Here is a 19,578-nt window from a genome sequence, read left to right as displayed (position 1 = left end):
CATGTGTTAGGCCTGCCGCCAGCGTTCAATCTGAGCCATGATCAAACTCTTCAATTTAAGTTTGATGCTCGTGAATTAAACTTCGTAATGAATTACGTATGTTCACTCAGAGACTTGGTATTCATTTATTGTCCGAAGACATTAAGAATCCATGTCACTTTGAGTGCCCACACAGATTGTCTGATAAATTGTTAAAGAGCAGTTGCGACGCGCTTTAGCGCTCTGTCGCGAGGTGGCGTATATTACGCTTTCCTCTTTCAGAGTCAACCCTGAATTTCAGGATTTTTCTCTTCAACCGAACCGGCTGTTTGTGTGAAGTGATTCACATCTGCCGTGTCAGTGGGAGCGCATTATAGGGAGTTCGCCGGAAGTAGCAAGCGTTAAAATAGAAAAATCTTATCGACCGCTCATTATTTGAACTTTTCGCTTATTCATCCTGTTACCATTAAAGCCACCATCCCAGTGTTCATGCGGCCTGCAGCGCAGTTTACGCCAGGATCGGTTTTTGGCAAAAATGCGATTTTTCTCTCTTACCCAACGCCATTATCGCGCCGATGGTGAATTAAGCACCACTCTTGACCCACGACAAAGCGCCCACCTGGCCCCCGTTTCTATAATCAGGCCCGTTTCTTCTTACTGGTAATAATCGATGGCTTATCAACTCAACATTAACTGGCCCGAGTTTTTAGAGAAGTACTGGCAAAAACAGCCGGTGGTATTAAAAAACGCGTTTCCGGACTTCGTCGACCCGATTACTCCGGACGAGCTGGCCGGATTAGCCATGGAGCCGGAAGTCGACAGCCGGCTGGTCAGCCTGACCAACGGCAAATGGCAGGCTAGCAATGGTCCTTTTGAACATTTCGACGGGCTGGGCGAAACCGGCTGGTCGCTGCTGGCCCAGGCGGTAAACCACTGGCATATGCCCGCCGCCGAGCTGGTGCGCCCGTTCCGCGTACTGCCGGACTGGCGTCTGGACGACCTGATGATCTCCTTCTCCGTCCCCGGCGGCGGCGTCGGCCCGCATATCGATCAGTATGACGTCTTTATTATTCAGGGCATGGGCAGCCGCCGCTGGCGCGTGGGCGATAAGCTGCCGATGCGTCAGTTCTGCCCGCATCCGGCACTGCTGCACGTCGATCCGTTCCCGCCGATCATTGATGAAGATCTGCAGCCGGGCGATATCCTCTATATTCCACCAGGATTCCCGCACGATGGCGTGACCCACGAAACCGCGCTGAACTACTCCGTCGGCTTCCGCGGGCCAAACGGTCGCGACCTGATCAGCAGCTTCGCCGACTATGTGCTGGAGAACGATCTTGGCGGCGAGCACTACAGTGATCCGGACCTCACCTGCCGCGAGCATCCGGGCCGGGTTGAGGAGTATGAACTCGAACGTCTGCGCACCATGATGATCGACATGATTCGCCAGCCGGAAGACTTCAAGCAGTGGTTCGGCAGTTTCGTGACCACCCCGCGTCACGAGCTGGATATTGCGCCGGCGGAACCACCGTATGAAGAAGAGGAAGTGGTCGATGCGCTGCTGGGCGGCGAAAAGCTTTCTCGTCTGAGCGGCCTGCGCGTTCTGCATATCGGCGACAGCTTCTTCGTGCATAGCGAACAGCTGGACACCACCGATGCCGAAGCGCTGGATGCGCTGTGCCGCTATACCTCATTAGGTCAGGAAGAGCTCGGCAGCGGCCTGCAGAATCCGGCGTTCGTGAGCGAACTGACGCGGCTGATTAATCAGGGCTACTGGTACTTCGAAGAGTAAGAGAGCGGCAATACTGCGGGCGGCCGCCTGGCGCTGCCCGCTGACTTTCAGCCGTTATTGCGCATATTTCGGCAACACCACAATAAACCGCGTCGAACGCCGATCGGACTGCACCGCTACGCTGCCGTGATGGGCGCTGACAATCGATTTCACAATCGCCAGGCCGATACCGCTGCCCTCGCCTTTGCGCTGGCGCGAGGGGTCGACGCGATAGAAACGGTCAAACAGCCGCGGAAGATGCTCGGCGGCAATCGGCGTACCGGGGTTCTCCACCACCAGACGGATCGTCTCGGCGCTTTCGCTCAACTGGATGGTCACCGCCTGGCCGGCCGGCGTGTAGCGGATCGCATTCGACAGCAGGTTGCTGATCGCTCGCCGCAGCATCAGCGGATCGCCCGTCACCCGGCAGTGGCTACCGACAAAGCGCAGCGCCACCCCTTTATCTTCCGCCCACGCCTCGAAAAACTCAAACACCTTATGCACTTCCTCGGCCAGATCCAGCGCCCGTTGTTCGGGGATCAGTTGGTTATTATCCGCCTGAGCGAGGAACAGCATATCGCTGACCATCCGTGACATCCGCGAGAACTCTTCAAGATTGGAATAGAGCACCTCTTCCAGCTCCTGCTGGCTGCGGCTCTGGCTTAAAGCGATTTCGGTTTGCGTCACCAGGTTGGTAATCGGCGTGCGGATTTCATGGGCGATATCGGCAGAGAAGTTGGACTGGCGGGTAAAGACATCCTCTATGCGCTCCAGCATATGGTTAAACGACAGCGCCAGCCGCTCCAGCTCGATAGGCACCGCCTGCGGGTCGAGGCGCACGTCGAGATCCCGCGAGGTAATATTCTGGATCTGGCGGCTGATCTGGCGGATGGGCTTATGCCCCTGATAGACCACAAACAGCACGATGGCGATGATCAGCAAACTGATTATCGTCGCCGCGGAAATCAGCTTCGCTTTCAGCTCATTAATATAGTGCAGGTGAAAATCGATGGATAAGGCCATCAGCAGGTGGTACGCCGGTTTGCCGTCCGCCTGCTTGCCCAGCGGCAGCATGATCAGCCGCCAGGAGCGGGTCTCCATTTGATGATTATCATGAACCATCTTCCGCGGCTGCGGGTCAGTCCATGAAATCACATTCCCGTCGCGCAGCTGCATCGCCAGCCCCGGCGTACTCAGCATATGGCTGCGATCCGGCCCGTCGGGCGACTGAAACAAAATATTGCCCTGGCCGTCGTCCAGACAGATAAAGACGTTGGCGTAACCCGCAATGATATTCCTCACGATCTCCAGCCGCCGCGCCTGAGGGTAGTCGGCGTGGTTGAGCACCGTCTCCAGCGTGGTGCTGAGCTGCCTGAGATCGTGCACGTCGCGCTCTTCAAAGTGGGCCTTCACCGAATGGATCATGATCCAGGTGAAAGCAAAGAAGGCAATGATGGTGGCGAGGCTAATAAAGAAGGTCAGCCGGGTGGCCAGGGAAAAGGGGCGCTTAGCGGCCATCCGGCACCTCAAGCATATAGCCGACGCCGCGCACGGTCTGGATTAGCTTCGGCTCGAAGTCGTTATCAATTTTGGCGCGCAGCCGCTTCACCGCCACGTCGATGGCGTTAGTGTCGCTGTCGAAATTCATATCCCACACCTGCGAGGCAATTAACGAACGCGGCAGCACCTCGCCCTGATGGCGCAGAAAGAACTCCAGCAGAGTGAACTCCTTACTGGTCAGGGTGATACGCGTCGCGCCGCGCGTCACCTTGCGGCTGACCAAATCGACGCTGAGATCCGCCGCCTGAAACTGGCTTTCGACGATGACCGCCGCTCCACGGCGCAGCAGGGTCCGCACTCGCGCCAGCAGCTCCGCAAAAGCAAATGGCTTCACCAGATAGTCGTCGGCGCCCAGCTCCAGCCCCTTCACCCGATGCTCGATAGTGCCAAGCGCGGTGAGCAGCAGGATCGGCATCCCTTTATTGGCAGCCCGCAGCATGCGGACGATATCCCAGCCGTTCACATCCGGCAGCATGATGTCGAGGATCAGCAGATCGTAATCGCTGGTCATTGCCAGGTGATAGCCGTTAAGGCCGTTATCGGCCAGGTCGACGACGAAGCCGGCCTCGGTGAGCCCTTTGGTCAGGTACTCTCCGGTTTTCTTCTCATCTTCGACAATCAAAATCTTCACGGCAGGCTCCTTCACGCGCGTTCTGTGCGGGTATTCAATTTTAGAGGAGCGCCTCCGGATAGCAATGAAATATCAGGAAAATGACAGCTTTGTCATTTTCCTGTCACGCCCTGAACAGAGCCCGCTACGTAAAGTAGCTGCCATGGATAAATCGTCGAAACCGTCTGCCGCCATGCGCCCAATAAAGCTTCTTACTCTCAGCGTGATATTCGCCTTAACCGGCTGTCTGTCGCTCGCTCCGGACTACCAGCGTCCCGCCGCGCCGGTGCCGCAGCAATTCTCTCTCAGCCAGAACAAGCTGGTTACCGCGACGGCGGGTTACCAGGAGACCGGTTGGCGCACCTTTTTCGTCGACCCGCAGGTGAAAAGCCTGATTAGCACCGCGCTGATAAATAACCGCGATCTACGGATGGCGACGCTGAAAGTGCAGGAAGCCCGAGCGCAATATCGGGTTACCGACGCCGACCGCTACCCGCAATTGAACGGTGACGGCAGCACCACCTATGGCGGCAAGCTCAAAGGCGACACCACCACCAGCAGCGTTTATGCCGCTGGCCTGAATCTCAGCTATGACCTCGACTTCTTTGGCCGGTTGAAAAACCTCAGCGAGGCCGACCGGCAGAACTTCTTCGCCAGCGAAGAGGCGCGGCGTGCGGTGCATATCCTGTTGATTGCTAACGTTTCACAAAGCTACTTCAACCAGCGGCTGGCGGCAGCGCAGTTGCAGGTGGCCAACGACACCTTACAGAACTATCAGCAGTCTTACGCCTTCGTTGAAAAACAGCTGCTGACCGGAAGCACCACCGTGCTGGCGCTGGAGCAGGCGCGCGGGATGATCGAGAGCACCCGCGCCGATATCGCCAAACGTCAGGGCCAGCTGGCGCAGGCCAATAACGCCCTGCAGCTGCTGCTCGGCAGCTACCAGCATCTGCCGGATGATAGCGCCAGCAGCGCCATCGATCTGCAAGGCGTCACTCTGCCGCCATCGCTCTCCTCAGCGATCCTGCTGCAGCGGCCGGATATTTTAGAAGCGGAGCACAGCCTGCGGGCGGCCAACGCCAACATCGGCGCCGCGCGGGCGGCCTTCTTCCCGTCGATCACCCTGACCAGCTCGCTCTCCGGCAGCAGCAGCGAACTCTCCAGCCTGTTTAACGCCGGCAGCGCGATGTGGAACTTCATCCCCAAAATCGAGCTGCCGATTTTCAACGCCGGGCGCAACCAGGCCAACCTCGATCTGGCGGAGATCCGCCAGCAGCAGCAGGTGGTCAACTATGAGCAAAAAATTCAGTCCGCCTTTAAAGAGGTGGCCGACGCGCTGGCCCTGCGCCAGAGCCTGGCCGATCAGATTGCCGCGCAGGAGCGTTATCTCGCTTCACTAAATATCACCCTGCAGCGCGCCAGCGCGCTCTATCGCCACGGCGCGGTCAGCTACATCGAAGTCCTGAGCGCCCAGCGCGACATTTTTACCACCCGACAAACCCTGCTGGAACTCAACTATTCCCGTCAGGCAAATGAAATCACCCTGTTCACCGCCCTCGGCGGCGGCTGGATGGAATAACCCAAGGAGTCCCGATCATGAATTCACTCTCTAAAGTCGCCCTGTTCACTCTGATTTCTGGCACGGTGTTCGCCGTCCAGGCCGCCGACCCGCATGCCGGCATGGCGATGCACGAACAACCCGCCGCCACGCAGACGCAAAGCATCAGCGGCAAAGGCGTCATTAAAGCTATTGATATGGATAGCAAAAAAATCACCATCGCCCACGAAGCCATCCCGGCGGTGAACTGGCCGCCGATGACCATGCGCTTCACCATCACCCCGCAGACGCAGCTCAACAATGTGAAGAATGGCGACAGCGTGGACTTCACCTTCGTTCAGCAGGGCAACCTGTCGCTGCTACAGGATATTCGCGCCAACTAATGGCCCGGCGACGGTAAGCCCCTCAACGACTAAATGGACGACACATGGCATCCCTGACACTGAAAAATACGGCGCTGATCCTCGGCAGCATGGTGATTGGCGGCGCGCTTACCGCGACGCTGTACGCCCGATGGGCACCGACCCACTCTGCCGCTCCGGCGGCCGAGCAGCAGCGTAAAGTGCTGTTCTGGTACGATCCGATGTACCCGAACACCCGCTTCGATAAACCGGGTAAATCGCCGTTTATGGATATGGATCTGGTGCCGAAATACGCCGATGAGGAGAGTACCGCCGCCGGTGCGCCGGGGGTGCGTATCGACCCGACGCAGACCCAGAATCTCGGCGTAAAAACCGCCGCGGTCACCCGCGGGCCGCTGCGCTACGCTCAGACCTTCCCGGCCAACATTAGCTATAACGAGTACCAGTATGTGATTATGCAGGCGCGGGCGGCGGGCTTTATCAATAAAGTCTATCCGCTGACCGTCGGCGACAAAGTGAAACAAGGCGCGCCGCTGCTCGACCTGACCATCCCGGACTGGGTGGAAGCGCAGAGCGAATATCTGTTATTGCAGGAGACCGGCGGCACCGCCACCCAGGTTGAGGGGATCCTCGAACGCCTGCGCCTTGCCGGAATGCCGGATGACGATATCCGCCGCCTGAAAGCCACGCGTAAAATCCAGACCCGCTTTACCCTCAAAGCGCCGATCGATGGCGTTATTACCGCCTTCGATCTGCGTGCCGGAATGAACATCGCCAAAGATAATGTAGTGGCGAAAATTCAGGGCATGGACCCGGTGTGGGTCAGCGTGGCGGTGCCGGAATCCATCGCCTGGCTGATTAAAGACGCCTCGCAGTTCGCCATTCAGGTTCCCGCCTGGCCGGGCAAAACTTTCAGCATCAGCAAATGGACCCTTCTCCCCAGCGTCGATAGCGCCACCCGCACTCTGCAGCTGCGCCTGCAGGTCAACAACCCGGATGAAGCGCTGAAGCCGGGGATGAATGCCTATCTGCAACTAACCAGTGAAAGCGAACCGATGCTGCTGATCCCCTCCAAAGCGCTGATCGACAGCGGCAGCGAGCAGCGAGTGATTACCGTGGATAATGAGGGCCGCTTCGTGCCGAAACTCGTGCAGGTATTCCATGAGTCCGCTGGCGTCACGGCCATTCGCAGCGGGCTGCAGGAGGGTGAGAAAGTCGTCGCCAGCGGCCTGTTCCTGATCGACTCGGAGGCCAATATCGCCGGTGCGCTGGAGCGCATGCGTGCGCAGGCTCCCGGTACCGCGGCTCCTGCCGCCCACGCGCACTGAGGAACGGAACCATGATTGAATGGATTATCCGCCGTTCGGTGGCCAACCGCTTCCTGGTCATGATGGGGGCACTGTTTCTCAGCATCTGGGGCACCTGGACTATCGTCCATACCCCGGTAGACGCCCTGCCGGATCTCTCTGATGTACAGGTGATCGTCAAAACCAGCTATCCGGGGCAGGCGCCACAGATCGTCGAAAATCAGGTCACCTGGCCGCTGACCACCACCATGCTGTCGGTACCCGGCGCCAAAACGGTGCGCGGCTTCTCGCAGTTCGGCGATTCCTACGTATATGTGATATTTGAAGACGGCACCGATCCCTACTGGGCGCGCTCGCGGGTGCTGGAGTATCTCAACCAGGTGCAGGGCAAACTGCCCGCCGGGGTGAGCGCCGAAATGGGCCCGGACGCCACCGGCGTCGGCTGGGTCTTCGAGTACGCGCTGGTCGACCGCAGCGGCAAACACGACCTTGCCGAACTGCGCTCGCTGCAGGACTGGTTCTTAAAATATGAGCTGAAGACCATTCCTAACGTCTCGGAAGTGGCGTCGGTGGGCGGCGTGGTCAAGGAGTACCAGATTGTCGTCGACCCGATGAAGCTGACCCAGTACGGCATCAGCCTCGGCGAAGTGAAATCGGCGCTGGACGCCTCTAACCAGGAGGCGGGCGGATCTTCCGTCGAACTGGCGGAAGCCGAATATATGGTGCGCGCCAGCGGTTATCTGCAGACCCTCGACGACTTCAAAAATATCGTGCTGAAAACCGGTGACAACGGCGTGCCGGTCTATCTCGGCGACGTCGCGCGGGTGCAGATCGGCCCGGAGATGCGCCGCGGTATCGCCGAGCTTAACGGCGAAGGCGAAGTGGCCGGCGGCGTGGTGATCCTGCGCTCCGGCAAGAACGCCCGCGAGGTGATCTCGGCGGTCAAAGCGAAGCTGGCGTCGCTGCAAAGCAGCCTGCCGGAAGGGGTTGAAGTAGTCACCACCTACGACCGCAGCCAGCTTATCGACCGCGCCATCGACAACCTCAGCCACAAGCTGCTGGAAGAGTTTATCGTCGTCGCGCTGGTCTGCGCCCTGTTCCTGTGGCACGTGCGATCGGCGCTGGTGGCGATTATCTCACTGCCGCTCGGCCTGTGCTTCGCCTTTATCATGATGCATTTCCAGGGGCTCAACGCCAACATCATGTCGCTGGGCGGGATCGCGATTGCGGTGGGGGCGATGGTCGATGCCGCCATCGTGATGATTGAGAACGCCCATAAGCGGCTGGAGGAGTGGGAACATCAGCACCCGGGAGAGAAGCTCAGCAACGACACACGCTGGAAAATCATTACCGAGGCCTCGGTGGAGGTCGGCCCGGCGCTGTTTATCAGCCTGCTGATCATCACTCTGTCGTTTATCCCGATTTTCACCCTCGAAGGCCAGGAGGGCAAACTGTTCGGTCCGCTGGCCTTCACCAAAACCTGGTCGATGGCCGGGGCGGCGCTGCTGGCGATCGTGGTGATCCCGATCCTGATGGGCTTCTGGATCCGCGGCAGGATCCCGGCGGAGAGCAGCAACCCGCTGAACCGCTTTTTGATCCGTATTTACCACCCGCTGCTGCTGAAGGTGCTGCACTGGCCGAAGACCACCCTGCTGATCGCGCTCCTGTCGATCCTGACGGTGATTTGGCCGCTTAACCGGGTCGGCGGCGAGTTTCTGCCGCAGATCAACGAGGGCGATCTGCTGTATATGCCGTCAACGCTGCCGGGGATCTCCGCTGCGCAGGCGGCGGATATGCTGCAGAAAACCGATAAGCTGATCATGACGGTGCCGGAAGTGGCCCGGGTGTTCGGCAAAACCGGCAAGGCCGAAACCGCCACCGACTCGGCACCTCTGGAGATGGTAGAGACCACTATTCAGCTTAAGCCCCAGGATCAGTGGCGGCCGGGGATGACCATGGAGAAGATCGTCGAGGAGCTGGATAAAACCGTGCGCCTGCCGGGGCTGGCGAACCTGTGGGTGCCGCCGATCCGCAACCGCATCGACATGCTCTCCACCGGCATTAAGAGCCCGATTGGCATTAAGGTTTCCGGCACTAACCTGGCTGATATCGACGCCATCGCCGAGCAAATTGAAGGGGTGGCGCGCACCGTGCCGGGCGTCACGTCGGCATTAGCCGAGCGGCTGGTCGGCGGGCGCTACCTCAACATTGATATTCAGCGCGAGAAGGCGGCCCGCTACGGGATGACCGTCGGCGACGTGCAGCTGTTCGTCTCGTCCGCCATCGGCGGCGCGATGGTTGGCGAGACCGTGGAAGGCGTCGAGCGCTACCCGATCAACATCCGCTACCCGCAGAGCTATCGCGACAGCCCGCAGACCCTGCGCCAGCTGCCGATCCTCACCCCGCTGAAGCAACAGATCGTTCTCGGCGACGTGGCTGAGGTGAAAGTGGTCACCGGACCATCGATGCTGAAGACCGAGAACGCCCGCCCGACCAGTTGGATCTACATCGACGCCCGGGATCGCGACATGGTGTCGGTAGTGCACGATCTGCAGCAGGCCATCGGCAAGGAGGTGAAGCTGAAGCCGGGCATTAGCATCTCCTACTCCGGGCAGTTTGAGCTGCTGGAGCGCGCCAATCAGAAGCTGAAGCTGATGGTGCCGATGACGCTGATGATTATCTTCGTGCTGCTGTATCTGGCGTTCCGCCGCGTCGGCGAAGCGCTGCTGATTATCACCAGCGTGCCGTTCGCCCTCGTCGGCGGGATCTGGTTTCTCTACTGGATGGGGTTCCATTTATCGGTAGCCACCGGGACCGGCTTTATCGCCCTGGCCGGGGTGGCGGCGGAGTTTGGCGTGGTGATGCTGATGTACCTGCGCCACGCCATCGAGGCCGAGCCGTCGCTGGAAAATCCGCAGACTTTCAGCGTCGATAAGCTCGACGAGGCGCTGTACCAGGGGGCGGTGCTGCGCGTACGGCCGAAGGCGATGACCGTAGCGGTGATTATCGCCGGCCTGCTGCCGATTTTATGGGGTACCGGCGCCGGGTCGGAAGTGATGAGTCGCATCGCCGCGCCGATGATTGGCGGGATGATCACCGCTCCGCTGCTGTCGCTGTTTATCATTCCGGCGGCATACAAGCTGATGTGGCTGTCCCGGCATCGGAGCAAGCGTAGCGAATAGTCCGCCGCGTTTACGCCGGTCCGGGAAATTGGCTATAGTGGCGCCATTCTTCTGGCCGGCATGAACGTCCCTATGAATCTGAACCTGGTATGTTATTCCCTGCTGCTGCTCACCGCCGTGGGCAGCGCCCTGCTGCCCTACCCGCTGGCGATGTGGTTTTTACTGAGCAGTCTTCTGACATGGCTTATCTATGGCGCCGACAAGCTGGCGGCGCGCAAAGCCTGGCGCCGGGTGCCAGAGACCACGCTGCTGGTGCTGGGCCTGGCGGGAGGCTGGCCGGGGGCCATCCTCGGCCAGCAGTGCTTTCGCCATAAAACGCAAAAGCAGCCCTTCCGGCGGTGGTTTTTCGTCAGCGTGGCGCTGAACGTGGCGGCGCTGGCCGGGCTGTTCGTGGTTTATACCCACCTGCTCAGCCGCTAAGGGGCGAGGCTAGCGCGGCGTCTGGCGGATCCACACCAGGCGATCGACGTCAAAGCCCAGCTCGCGCGCGGTATTCAGGTAATCCTGCTTCACCGCCGCCGGAATGGTGGGGGTGCGCGACAGGATCCACAGATAGTCGCGGTTGGGGCCGCTGACCAGCGCGTACTGGTAGTCGTCGTCCAGGCGGATCACGTTATAGCCGCCGTAGAATGGCCCGAAGAACGACACCTTCAGCGCCGCGGTGGTGGGGGCGCCGGTGAAGTAGGCTTTTCCGTCGCTCTCATTCCAGCGTTTTTTGACCGGGTCATAACCGCGATTGACGACGCTGATCCCTCCGTCGCTGCGGGTGCCGTAGGTGGCGGTCACCTGCTCCAGGCCTCGCTCGAAGCGATTCTCCAGGCGGGCGACCTCATACCATTTTCCGAGGTAACGGCTGGCATCAAACCCGCTAATCGGCTGAACGCCCTTCGGCGGTGTGGGCGATTTGCAGGCCACCAGGGTCAACGCGATAGCGACGCCAGTGACAACAGGCCATAGCTTCATGAGAACTCCTTTCATTTACGCGGTTGGGGGAAAGTGTAGTGCAAAGCCGCTACACTTCACGCCAGCCGCCGTGATTCGTAGTATATTGAGAATATTCTTTGTTAACAGGTGGCCTCCATGCCTTACTCCATCGGCGAATTTGCCCGACTTTGCGGGATAAATGCGACCACGCTTCGCGCCTGGCAGCGCCGCTATGGCCTGCTCAAGCCGCTGCGCACCGATGGTGGTCACCGTCAGTACAGCGATGACGACGTCCAGCAGGCGCTGAAGATCCTCGACTGGGTGAAAAAAGGGGTACCGGTCAGCCAGGTGAAGCCCCTGCTGTCGCGCCCCGGCGCGCGGCGCACCAACAACTGGTTGACGTTGCAGGAGACCATGCTGCAGCGGCTGAAAGAGGGAAAAATCGAGTCCCTGCGCCAGCTGATCTACGACGCCGGGCGCGAATATCCGCGCCAGGAGCTGGTCACCGAAGTGCTGCGTCCGCTGCGCAGCCAGGTCTCCGCCAACGTGCCGGCCATCATGACGCTGCGCGAAATTCTCGACGGCATCATCATCGCCTATACCTCGTTTTGCCTCGAAGGCGACAAGAAGGCGCCCGGGGACAACTTTCTGATCACCGGCTGGCACCTGACCGACGCCTGCGAAATCTGGCTTGAGGCGCTCAAACGTACCGGCCAGGGCCATCGCATCGACGTTCTGCCGGTGCCTCCCGCCGCCCTGGCGCCGGAGATTTTTCCCCAGCGCAACTGGCTGCTGGTCACCAGCGGCAAACTTTCCGCCGCCCGCCAGAGGCAGGTCGAACTCTGGCAGCAGCAGGTCGTCTCCCTCGAGGTAATTCCGCTCTAACTCCCTGTTTTAACTTACCCCACTCTCTGTTCCGCCAGCGCCCGGTGGCGCGGCGGGCGCACGCTTGCCTTTTGCAACACACGCGATTTTCACCCCTTAAAACACCAATCATAACAACATGATTTTTAACACAAATAAAATATATTTTTCTACAAACTTGGACAAATAATTTTATTTGTGTAAGTTTTAAGTATGCCATTACGCTACCGTATCTAGCCAGGATGTGATCCATGAGCACCTCGCCGTCTGTGATTCGTCGTTTCGTTGAGTACTACGCCGGGCTGGATGCGCAGCCGCCCGCGGCGCTGGCCGCGCTGTACCATCCGGACGCGACGCTGAGCGATCCTTTTGGTCAGCATCAGGGGCTGTTCGCCATCCAGCGCTACTTTACCCATCTGCTGGCCAACGTGGAGCAGTGCCGGTTCACCATCGACACGCCGCTTTGCGACGGCCAGCGGTTCGCCGTGACCTGGACCATGCACTGGTCGCATCCGCGCATTGCCGGTGGAGAAACGCTGGCCCTGCCGGGGTGCTCGGTGGTGGACATCGCCGGGGAGCAGGTTCTCCATCAGCGCGACTACTACGACGCCGGGGAGATGATCTACGAGCATCTTCCCCTGCTGGGCTGGGCGGTGCGCGGCGTGAAGCGGAGGGTGCGCTCATGATGACGGTGCTTATCACCGGCGCCAGCTCCGGGATCGGCGCCGGTCTGGCGAAATCCTTCGCGGCGGATGGCCATCTGGTTATCGCCTGCGGGCGAGATGCTTCGCGCCTGTCGGCGCTCCAGCAGTTCAGCCCCAACATCAGCGGGCGCCTGTTCGATATGACAGACAGGGACGCCTGTCGCCAGGCGCTGACGGGCTGTTTTGCCGACCTGATCATTCTCTGCGCCGGCACCTGCGAATACCTCGACCACGGGCAGGTGGATGCCGCCCTCGTGGAGCGAGTGATGGCCACCAACTTCCTCGGGCCGGTGAACTGCCTGGCGGCGCTGCAGACGCAGCTGGAGGCAGGCGATCGGGTGGTGCTGGTCAGCTCCATGGCGCACTGGCTGCCCTTCCCGCGCGCGGAAGCCTATGGCGCCTCCAAGGCAGCGCTGACCTGGTTTGCCAACAGTCTTCGTCTGGACTGGGAGCCCAAAGGGGTCGCCGTCACGGTGGTCTCTCCGGGCTTCGTCGACACCCCGCTGACGCGTAAAAACGACTTCGCCATGCCCGGCCGGGTGAGCGTGGATCGGGCGGTGGCGGCGATCCGCCATGGCCTGGCGAAGGGCAAAAACCACATCGCCTTCCCCACCGGTTTCAGCCTGGCCCTGCAACTGCTGGCCAGCCTGCCATCGGGTATCCAGCGCCTGCTGTTGCGCAGGATGGTGCGCTCATGAACATCGCCATCATCGGCAGCGGCATCGCCGGGCTGACCTGCGCCTGGCGGCTGGCCGGACACCATCAGGTGACGCTGTTCGAAGCGGGCGCCACGCCGGGCGGCCACACCGCCACCGTGGATGTCGCCACGCCGCAGGGTACCTGGGCCATCGATACCGGATTTATCGTCTACAACGATCGCACCTATCCGCGCTTTATGGGCCTGCTCAGCGAGCTGGGGATCGACGGGCAAAAAACGCAGATGAGCTTCTCGGTTCACAACCCGACCAGCGGCCTGGAGTACAACGGCCACAGCCTTACCTCGCTTTTCGCCCAGCGGCGCAATCTGCTGAAGCCAGCCTTCTGGGGGCTGCTGAGCGAGATCGTCCGCTTTAACCGGCTGGCGAAACTGGCGCTGACCGAGGCGCTGGATCCGGGGGCAACGCTGGAGAGCTTCCTCGCCCGCCACCGCTTCAGCCCCTTCTTCGCCCGCCACTATATTCTGCCGATGGGGGCGGCCATCTGGTCGTCGTCGCTGCAGGAGATGCGTCGCTTCCCGCTGCCGCTGTTTTTGCGCTTCTTTGAACACCACGGCCTGCTGGATATTCGCGATCGCCCGCAGTGGTACGTGGTGCCCGGCGGTTCCCGGGAGTACGTTCGCGCCCTGCTCGCCAGGCTCGGCGATCGTCTGGATCTGCGGCTCAACGCGCCGGTACAGCAGGTGGAGCGTCACCCGACGGGGGTCACCCTGCGGCTGGCGTCCGGGGAGGCGCATTTTGACCAGGTGATTTTCGCCTGCCACTCCACGCAGGCCCTGGCGATGCTGGCGGCGCCCACCGACTCCGAACGCGAAGTTCTCGGGGATATCGGCTGGCAGCGTAACGAGGTGGTGCTGCACAGCGATCCGCGCTGGCTGCCGGAGCGCCAGCGTGCCTGGGCCAGCTGGAACTATCGCCTGAGCGACGGGGATCGGGCCCGGGCCTGCGTCACCTACAACATGAATATTCTCCAGGGGCTGCCCGCAGACGCGCCGCTGTTCTGCGTCACCCTGAACCCGGACGCGCCGGTGGACGATCGCTATGTCTGGCAGCGCTTCGTCTATGAGCATCCGCTGTTTAACCCGCAAAGCTGGTCTGCCCAGCTGCGGCGCGAAGAGATTAACGGCCAGCAGCGTAGCTGGTACTGCGGGGCCTACTGGTACAACGGCTTTCATGAGGACGGGGTGCGCAGCGCGCTCGACGTGGTGCAGGGCATCGCCGCGGCGGAGGGCAACTGAGATGAACAGTTGCCTCTATCAGGGCGTCCTGCGCCACCGTCGCCTGCAGCCAAAGACGCACCACTTCGTCTACCGCCTGTTTATGGCCTGGCTCGACCTCGACGAACTGGACAAGCTGCCTGAGGCAGGTATCCGCCGCAACCGCCTGGCCGCCGCCGCCTGGTTCGACGCCGATTATCCGCTGGGCGCGCCGCTGAAGGCCCAGGTGCTGAACCGGCTGGAGAGCCTGACCGGCTGCCGCCCGGCGGGCCGCGTGATGCTCCTGACCCAGCTGCGCTACTTCGGCTTCCATTTTAATCCGGTCAACTTTTACTACTGCTATGACGAAGCCGACACCCTGCGCTGGGTGCTGGCCGAAGTGCGAAACACGCCGTGGAATGAGCGTCATTACTACGCGGTGGACGGCCAGCAGGCGCGCCCGCTGGAGAAAGCCTTTCACGTTTCGCCGTTTAACCCGATGGACATGGTCTATCACTGGCGCTTCAACGCGCCCGGCAAAACGCTGCACATGCATATTGAAAACCATCAGGCCAGCAAGGTGTTCGACGCCACGCTGGCCCTGAGCCGCGTGCCATTGACCCGCGCCAACCTGCGTGGGCTGCTGCTGCGTCTGCCGCTGATGACCCTGAAAACCGTCCTCGCCATCTACTGGCAGGCGCTGCGGCTGTGGCTGAAGCGCGTGCCGCTGTACAACCATCCTGTCAGCAGGAGTGAACGCTCATGACCGATCCCGTCTTTGCGCTTGAACCCGATGTGCCGCGCAACGTGCGGCTCGCGCGCTGGCTGCTTTTTCGTCTGTTGAGCGGCCTCCGCGAAGGCTCGCTCACCGTGCGCGAAGGGGCACAGACTTTTCATTTTGGCGACCCCGCCGCCGCGCTGCGCGCCGAGGCGCGGGTCTGCACGCCGGAGGTGTACTGGCGTCTGCTGACCGGCGGCAGCCTCGCGGCGGCCGAGGCCTGGATGGACGGCGACTGGGAGAGCCACCAGCTGACGGCGTTGCTGCAGATCCTCGCGCGCAACGGCGAGGTGCTGGGACGTCTGGAACGCGGCTTTCGTCTGCTGGGCAAGCCCGTCGCCCGCCTGCACCACTGGACCCGCCGCAACACCCGCGCCCAGGCGCGGGAGAATATCGCCGCCCATTACGATCTCGGCAACGAATTTTATGCCCACTTTCTGGATGACGACCTGCTCTACTCCAGCGCGTTGTTTACCGATGACCAGCAGGATCTGACCCAGGCCCAGCGGGCCAAGATGGCGCGCCTGTGCGACCAGCTGGCACTCACTCCCGGCGATCATCTGCTGGAGATTGGCACCGGTTGGGGGGCGCTGGCCGAGTACGCCGCCCGCCATTACGGCTGCCGGGTCACCACCACCACCCTTTCCCGGGAGCAGCACCGCTGGGCTACCGAGCGCATGGCCCGCGCCGGGCTGCAGGATCGCGTCGAGGTGCTGCTCTGCGACTACCGCGATCTGCGCGGCGAGTACGACAAACTGGTGTCGGTGGAGATGATTGAGGCGGTGGGCCAGCGCTACCTCCCGGCCTTCTTCCGCACCTGCCAGGCGCGCCTGCGCCCGGGCGGCAGAATGGCCCTGCAGGCGATCACCATCCAGGATCAGCGCTATCGCGACTACAGCAAAAGCGTCGATTTTATCCAGCGCTACATCTTCCCCGGCGGCTTTTTGCCCAGCATCACCGCAATGAGCGAGCTGATGACCCGCCATACCGATTTTGTGGTGCGCAACCTGTTCGACATGGGCCCGGACTACGCCCGCACCCTGGCCCACTGGCGGCAGCGTTTTACCCACGCCTGGCAGGATATTGAAAAGCTCGGCTTTGATGAGCGCTTCCGCCGGATGTGGCTCTACTACTTCGGCTACTGCGAAGCCGGATTTAACGCCCGCACCATCAGCGTGGTACAGCTCACCGCGGAGCGGGTATGACACGCCCGGCGCAGCACCTGCTGATGGCCCTCGCGTTCGATGTTTACTGGACGCTGGTGGTGATGTTGCGCGAGCGCGGTCTGCTGATCTGGCTGACGCTGGCCATTTTCGCCTGGCTGCGGTTGCCGGCGGCCAGTCGTCCACCCGCCCTGCTGTTGGCCGCGGCGGGCTGCGGCCTGGACGCCTGCTGGGCGCTGGCGGGACTGATCGATTTTCGCGGCGACAGCCTGCTGCCCCTGTGGATGGTGGCCCTGTGGCTGATGTTCGCCGTCGTCTGGACCCGGCTGACCCGCACCACGACGCTTCCCGGCTGGGTGCTGGCAACGGCCGCCACCGTCGGCGGCCCGGTGGCCTACCTGCTCGGCGCTCGCCTCGGCGCCATGAGCCTGCTGGTGCCGATGGCGCTTGCCGTGGCCGCCATGGCCTGCGGCTGGCTGGTGCTCATGCTGTTATTCCATCTGGGGATGGGGAGGCGAAAATGAGATTCGCCCTGTTACTGCTGTGGCTGACCACCCTCGCTCCGGCGGCCCACGCCGCCGACTGGCTGACGTGGCGCCGCGTCGGCGAGGCGACCCTCACCTGGGGGCCGTTCACCGTCTATCACTCGCAGCTGCGCACGCCCAATGGCCGGTATGACGGTCCGCAACAGGATCGGGCGCTGATCATCACCTACCAGCGCGACATCGATCGCGAGGCGCTGGTGGACGCCACCCGCGACCAGTGGCAGGCGCAGGGCATTCTGCAGCAGGAGCCGCGCAGCGAAGCCTGGCTGCGCATGCTGCAGGGGATCTGGCCGGATGTTGCGCCGGGCAGCCAGCTGGCGTTCGTGGTCAGCGGCGGCGAGGGGCAGTTCTGGTACCGCGCCAGCGCCGCGCAGACCGCCTTTATCCCGCTCGGCCCGCGCCAGTCGGCGGCGTTCAGCACTCGTTTTCTCGCCATCTGGCTCGATCCGCGCACCACTTATCCCGAACTGCGTCAGCAGTTGATCGGAGGTACACCATGAAACGCATTCTGACCCTTGGCCTGGCGCTGCTGATGCTGATCCTCGCCGGCTGCAGCACCGAGGTCACGGAGTACCGGCAGCAGCAACCCGCCCTCGACATCTTTCACTATTTTCAGGGGCGAACCGAGGCGTGGGGGATGGTGCAGGATCGTAGCGGCAAGCAGCTGCGCCGCTTCCATGTAGCGATCGATGGCGACGTCGTCGGCGACACCCTGACCCTCCATGAGCGCTTTGTCTATGACGATGGCGAGAAGCAGCAGCGGGTGTGGCGCATTCGCCGCACCGGCGATAACCGTTACCAGGGCACCGCCGGGGACATCGAAGGCGTGGCCATCGGCCAGGCGGCAGGCAATGCCTTTCACTGGCGCTACAGCATGAACGTCGAGGCCAGCGGCAGCCGGTGGCTGCTGCACTTTGACGACTGGATGTTCCTGCAGGACGGCAGCCATTTGTTTAACAAAACCGAGATGAAGAAATTCGGCATTACGGTCGCCACCGTGACCCTTTTCTTTACCCGAACCACAGCAGAAGAGAGGACAGCGCCATGAACACGCAACCTGTCATTGGGATCAGCGGATGTTTAACCGGCTCAGCCGTGCGATTCGACGGCGGGCATAAGCGTATGGGCTTTGTGATGGATGAGCTCGCGCAGTGGGTGGCGTTTAAACCCGTCTGCCCGGAGATGGCGATCGGCCTGCCCGTTCCCCGCCCGGCGCTCCGCCTGGTGCAGACCCCGGTCGGGGAGATCCGCATGCGCTTCAGCCACGCCCCGCACGAGGATGTGACGGAGAAGATGGCCGATTTCGCCAGCGCCCACCTGGCAACCCTGGGCGAACTGTCAGGCTTTATCGTCTGCGCCAAATCGCCGAGCTGCGGGATGGAGCGCGTGCGGCTGTATGACGAAAAAGGCAATCGCGGACGTAAGGAAGGCGTGGGGCTGTTTACCGGCGCCCTGATGGCGCGCTACCCGTGGCTGCCGGTGGAAGAGGATGGCCGGCTGCACGATCCGCTGCTGCGGGAAAATTTTGTCGAGCGCGTTTTCGCCCTGCATGAACTCAACGACCTGCGCGCCCGCGGCCTGAGCCGTCACGGCCTGCTGGCCTTTCACAGCCGCTACAAGCTGCAGCTGCTGGCTCACCACCAGGCGGGCTACCGGGAGATCGGCCCGTTCGTCGCCTCGCTGCATGAATGGGAGGATCTGGAGGCTTTCTTCGAGGTCTACCGCGAGAAGCTGATGGCGATCCTCAAGCAGCCCGCCTCGCGGAAAAACCACACCAACGTGCTGATGCATATTCAGGGTTATTTCCGCGACCAGCTCAACAGCCGCCAGCGCGGCGAGCTGCGGGAGGTGATCCTCAACTATCGCGCCGGGCTGCTGCCGATCCTCGCCCCGCTGACGCTGCTTAAGCACTATCTGGCCGAGTATCCGGATCGCTACCTGCAGGCGCAGAACTATTTTGACCCCTACCCGCAGGATCTGGCCCTGCGCCTGACGGTGAACTGAGGGGGACCAGGGCCAGCTGCCCGGCGGCGCTGTTGCTTGCCGGGCCTGGGGGGAAGGAGGTTTTCTGTAGGCCGGATAAGGCATTTATGCCGCCATCCGGCACTACCGCGGGTACGGCGCCTGACCGCCCGGCGGCGCTGCGCTTGCCGGGCCTACGTTGTGTGAGCCTGCGGGAAGGAACGTAGGCCGGATAAGGCGTCAGCCGCCATCCGGCATTACCTCAGGTACGGCGCCTGACCGCCCGGCGGCGCTGCGCTTGCCGGGCCTACGTTGTGTGAGCCTGCGGGAAGGAACGTAGGCCGGATAAGGCGTCAGCCGCCATCCGGCATAAATGGAGCGCACCAGTCGTAGCCCG

General features: G+C 61.7%; 19 protein-coding genes. 16 read left to right on the top strand and 3 right to left on the bottom strand.

The window, feature by feature from the left end; translation table 11 throughout:
• The first annotated feature begins 649 nt into the window (after window positions 1–649).
• A complete protein-coding gene (locus tag CWM57_RS26980; protein WP_012542999.1) occupies window positions 650–1,771 on the top strand; it encodes a cupin domain-containing protein in 1,122 nt (373 codons plus the stop codon).
• Between the two features lie 54 nt (window positions 1,772–1,825).
• Here CWM57_RS26980 and CWM57_RS26975 read toward each other — a convergent pair whose 3' ends face one another.
• Window positions 1,826–3,268, bottom strand: coding sequence for a Cu(+)/Ag(+) sensor histidine kinase (locus tag CWM57_RS26975; RefSeq protein WP_074387196.1), 1,443 nt, complete (start codon window positions 3,266–3,268; stop codon window positions 1,826–1,828).
• Window positions 3,258–3,941, bottom strand: a complete 684-nt coding sequence (gene cusR / locus CWM57_RS26970) for a copper response regulator transcription factor CusR (protein ID WP_008807068.1) — start codon at window positions 3,939–3,941, stop codon at window positions 3,258–3,260. Before cusR ends, CWM57_RS26975 begins: the two co-directional genes overlap by 11 nt.
• A 172-nt stretch (window positions 3,942–4,113) precedes the next feature.
• Between cusR and CWM57_RS26965 the strand changes: the two genes are divergently transcribed.
• The 5 genes from CWM57_RS26965 (at window position 4,114) to CWM57_RS26945 (ending at window position 10,749) form a co-directional block, all read left to right on the top strand.
• Complete coding sequence (locus CWM57_RS26965; protein ID WP_074387231.1) at window positions 4,114–5,499, top strand: efflux transporter outer membrane subunit; 1,386 nt, start codon at window positions 4,114–4,116, stop codon at window positions 5,497–5,499.
• A gap of 17 nt (window positions 5,500–5,516) precedes the next feature.
• Window positions 5,517–5,861 (top strand): cation efflux system protein CusF, encoded by a 345-nt coding sequence (gene cusF / locus CWM57_RS26960; protein ID WP_074387197.1) that lies wholly within the window; start codon window positions 5,517–5,519, stop codon window positions 5,859–5,861.
• A 44-nt stretch (window positions 5,862–5,905) separates the two neighbouring features.
• Window positions 5,906–7,168: an efflux RND transporter periplasmic adaptor subunit gene (locus CWM57_RS26955; protein WP_100676595.1), complete on the top strand. Its 1,263-nt coding sequence runs from the start codon at window positions 5,906–5,908 to the stop codon at window positions 7,166–7,168.
• A gap of 11 nt (window positions 7,169–7,179) precedes the next feature.
• Window positions 7,180–10,329, top strand: a complete 3,150-nt coding sequence (locus CWM57_RS26950) for a CusA/CzcA family heavy metal efflux RND transporter (RefSeq protein WP_074387199.1) — start codon at window positions 7,180–7,182, stop codon at window positions 10,327–10,329.
• A gap of 72 nt (window positions 10,330–10,401) precedes the next feature.
• The gene (locus tag CWM57_RS26945; RefSeq protein WP_074387200.1) at window positions 10,402–10,749 is read left to right on the top strand and encodes a DUF1294 domain-containing protein; all 348 of its coding nucleotides are present in this window, start codon (window positions 10,402–10,404) and stop codon (window positions 10,747–10,749) included.
• 9 nt (window positions 10,750–10,758) lie between these two features.
• Here CWM57_RS26945 and CWM57_RS26940 read toward each other — a convergent pair whose 3' ends face one another.
• Window positions 10,759–11,292 carry a lipocalin family protein gene (locus CWM57_RS26940; protein WP_009309842.1) on the bottom strand — a complete coding sequence of 178 codons (534 nt, stop codon included), beginning with the start codon at window positions 11,290–11,292 and terminating at the stop codon, window positions 10,759–10,761.
• Window positions 11,293–11,409: 117 nt separating this feature from the next.
• Here CWM57_RS26940 and CWM57_RS26935 point away from each other — a divergent pair, with 117 nt between their 5' ends.
• The 10 genes from CWM57_RS26935 to CWM57_RS26885 all read left to right on the top strand — a co-directional run bounded on the left by CWM57_RS26935 (window position 11,410) and on the right by CWM57_RS26885 (window position 19,223).
• Window positions 11,410–12,138 (top strand): MerR family transcriptional regulator, encoded by a 729-nt coding sequence (locus tag CWM57_RS26935; RefSeq protein WP_008807075.1) that lies wholly within the window; start codon window positions 11,410–11,412, stop codon window positions 12,136–12,138.
• A 230-nt stretch (window positions 12,139–12,368) separates the two neighbouring features.
• Window positions 12,369–12,803 (top strand): nuclear transport factor 2 family protein, encoded by a 435-nt coding sequence (locus tag CWM57_RS26925; protein WP_004178448.1) that lies wholly within the window; start codon window positions 12,369–12,371, stop codon window positions 12,801–12,803.
• Window positions 12,800–13,519: an SDR family NAD(P)-dependent oxidoreductase gene (locus tag CWM57_RS26920; RefSeq protein WP_074387201.1), complete on the top strand. Its 720-nt coding sequence runs from the start codon at window positions 12,800–12,802 to the stop codon at window positions 13,517–13,519. The genes CWM57_RS26925 and CWM57_RS26920 overlap by 4 nt, the downstream gene beginning before the upstream one ends.
• On the top strand, window positions 13,516–14,775 hold the full coding sequence (locus tag CWM57_RS26915) for an NAD(P)/FAD-dependent oxidoreductase (RefSeq protein WP_100632246.1): 1,260 nt from the start codon (window positions 13,516–13,518) through the stop codon (window positions 14,773–14,775). Before CWM57_RS26920 ends, CWM57_RS26915 begins: the two co-directional genes overlap by 4 nt.
• 1 nt (window position 14,776) lies before the next feature.
• A complete protein-coding gene (locus CWM57_RS26910) occupies window positions 14,777–15,499 on the top strand; it encodes a DUF1365 domain-containing protein (protein WP_100632247.1) in 723 nt (240 codons plus the stop codon).
• Window positions 15,496–16,716 carry an SAM-dependent methyltransferase gene (locus tag CWM57_RS26905; RefSeq protein WP_016160201.1) on the top strand — a complete coding sequence of 407 codons (1,221 nt, stop codon included), beginning with the start codon at window positions 15,496–15,498 and terminating at the stop codon, window positions 16,714–16,716. The genes CWM57_RS26910 and CWM57_RS26905 overlap by 4 nt, the downstream gene beginning before the upstream one ends.
• The gene (locus CWM57_RS26900; RefSeq protein ID WP_100632248.1) at window positions 16,713–17,198 is read left to right on the top strand and encodes a DUF2878 domain-containing protein; all 486 of its coding nucleotides are present in this window, start codon (window positions 16,713–16,715) and stop codon (window positions 17,196–17,198) included. Before CWM57_RS26905 ends, CWM57_RS26900 begins: the two co-directional genes overlap by 4 nt.
• A complete protein-coding gene (locus CWM57_RS26895) occupies window positions 17,195–17,719 on the top strand; it encodes a hypothetical protein (protein WP_100632249.1) in 525 nt (174 codons plus the stop codon). The genes CWM57_RS26900 and CWM57_RS26895 overlap by 4 nt, the downstream gene beginning before the upstream one ends.
• The gene (locus CWM57_RS26890) at window positions 17,716–18,267 is read left to right on the top strand and encodes a DUF3833 domain-containing protein (protein WP_100676596.1); all 552 of its coding nucleotides are present in this window, start codon (window positions 17,716–17,718) and stop codon (window positions 18,265–18,267) included. Before CWM57_RS26895 ends, CWM57_RS26890 begins: the two co-directional genes overlap by 4 nt.
• On the top strand, window positions 18,264–19,223 hold the full coding sequence (locus tag CWM57_RS26885) for a YbgA family protein (protein WP_100632251.1): 960 nt from the start codon (window positions 18,264–18,266) through the stop codon (window positions 19,221–19,223). Before CWM57_RS26890 ends, CWM57_RS26885 begins: the two co-directional genes overlap by 4 nt.
• Window positions 19,224–19,578 lie beyond the last annotated feature (355 nt).

The sequence above is a fragment of the Klebsiella sp. G-Nf4 genome, from assembly GCF_002810615.1.
GTDB lineage: Bacteria > Pseudomonadota > Gammaproteobacteria > Enterobacterales > Enterobacteriaceae > Klebsiella > Klebsiella variicola.
This window is presented reverse-complemented; position numbering and strand designations above follow the sequence as displayed.

What these genes read in the sequence shown, in the direction of transcription:
- CWM57_RS26980 (WP_012542999.1), top strand. Translation starts at nt 650, where the DNA reads ATGGCTTATCAACTCAACATTAACTGGCCCGAGTTTTTAGAGAAGTAC.
- CWM57_RS26975 (WP_074387196.1), bottom strand. Translation starts at nt 3,268, where the DNA reads ATGGCCGCTAAGCGCCCCTTTTCCCTGGCCACCCGGCTGACCTTCTTT.
- CWM57_RS26965 (WP_074387231.1), top strand. Translation starts at nt 4,114, where the DNA reads ATGCGCCCAATAAAGCTTCTTACTCTCAGCGTGATATTCGCCTTAACC.
- cusF (WP_074387197.1), top strand. Translation starts at nt 5,517, where the DNA reads ATGAATTCACTCTCTAAAGTCGCCCTGTTCACTCTGATTTCTGGCACG.
- CWM57_RS26955 (WP_100676595.1), top strand. Translation starts at nt 5,906, where the DNA reads ATGGCATCCCTGACACTGAAAAATACGGCGCTGATCCTCGGCAGCATG.
- CWM57_RS26950 (WP_074387199.1), top strand. Translation starts at nt 7,180, where the DNA reads ATGATTGAATGGATTATCCGCCGTTCGGTGGCCAACCGCTTCCTGGTC.
- CWM57_RS26945 (WP_074387200.1), top strand. Translation starts at nt 10,402, where the DNA reads ATGAATCTGAACCTGGTATGTTATTCCCTGCTGCTGCTCACCGCCGTG.
- CWM57_RS26940 (WP_009309842.1), bottom strand. Translation starts at nt 11,292, where the DNA reads ATGAAGCTATGGCCTGTTGTCACTGGCGTCGCTATCGCGTTGACCCTG.
- CWM57_RS26935 (WP_008807075.1), top strand. Translation starts at nt 11,410, where the DNA reads ATGCCTTACTCCATCGGCGAATTTGCCCGACTTTGCGGGATAAATGCG.
- CWM57_RS26925 (WP_004178448.1), top strand. Translation starts at nt 12,369, where the DNA reads ATGAGCACCTCGCCGTCTGTGATTCGTCGTTTCGTTGAGTACTACGCC.
- CWM57_RS26920 (WP_074387201.1), top strand. Translation starts at nt 12,800, where the DNA reads ATGATGACGGTGCTTATCACCGGCGCCAGCTCCGGGATCGGCGCCGGT.
- CWM57_RS26915 (WP_100632246.1), top strand. Translation starts at nt 13,516, where the DNA reads ATGAACATCGCCATCATCGGCAGCGGCATCGCCGGGCTGACCTGCGCC.
- CWM57_RS26910 (WP_100632247.1), top strand. Translation starts at nt 14,777, where the DNA reads ATGAACAGTTGCCTCTATCAGGGCGTCCTGCGCCACCGTCGCCTGCAG.
- CWM57_RS26905 (WP_016160201.1), top strand. Translation starts at nt 15,496, where the DNA reads ATGACCGATCCCGTCTTTGCGCTTGAACCCGATGTGCCGCGCAACGTG.
- CWM57_RS26900 (WP_100632248.1), top strand. Translation starts at nt 16,713, where the DNA reads ATGACACGCCCGGCGCAGCACCTGCTGATGGCCCTCGCGTTCGATGTT.
- CWM57_RS26895 (WP_100632249.1), top strand. Translation starts at nt 17,195, where the DNA reads ATGAGATTCGCCCTGTTACTGCTGTGGCTGACCACCCTCGCTCCGGCG.
- CWM57_RS26890 (WP_100676596.1), top strand. Translation starts at nt 17,716, where the DNA reads ATGAAACGCATTCTGACCCTTGGCCTGGCGCTGCTGATGCTGATCCTC.
- CWM57_RS26885 (WP_100632251.1), top strand. Translation starts at nt 18,264, where the DNA reads ATGAACACGCAACCTGTCATTGGGATCAGCGGATGTTTAACCGGCTCA.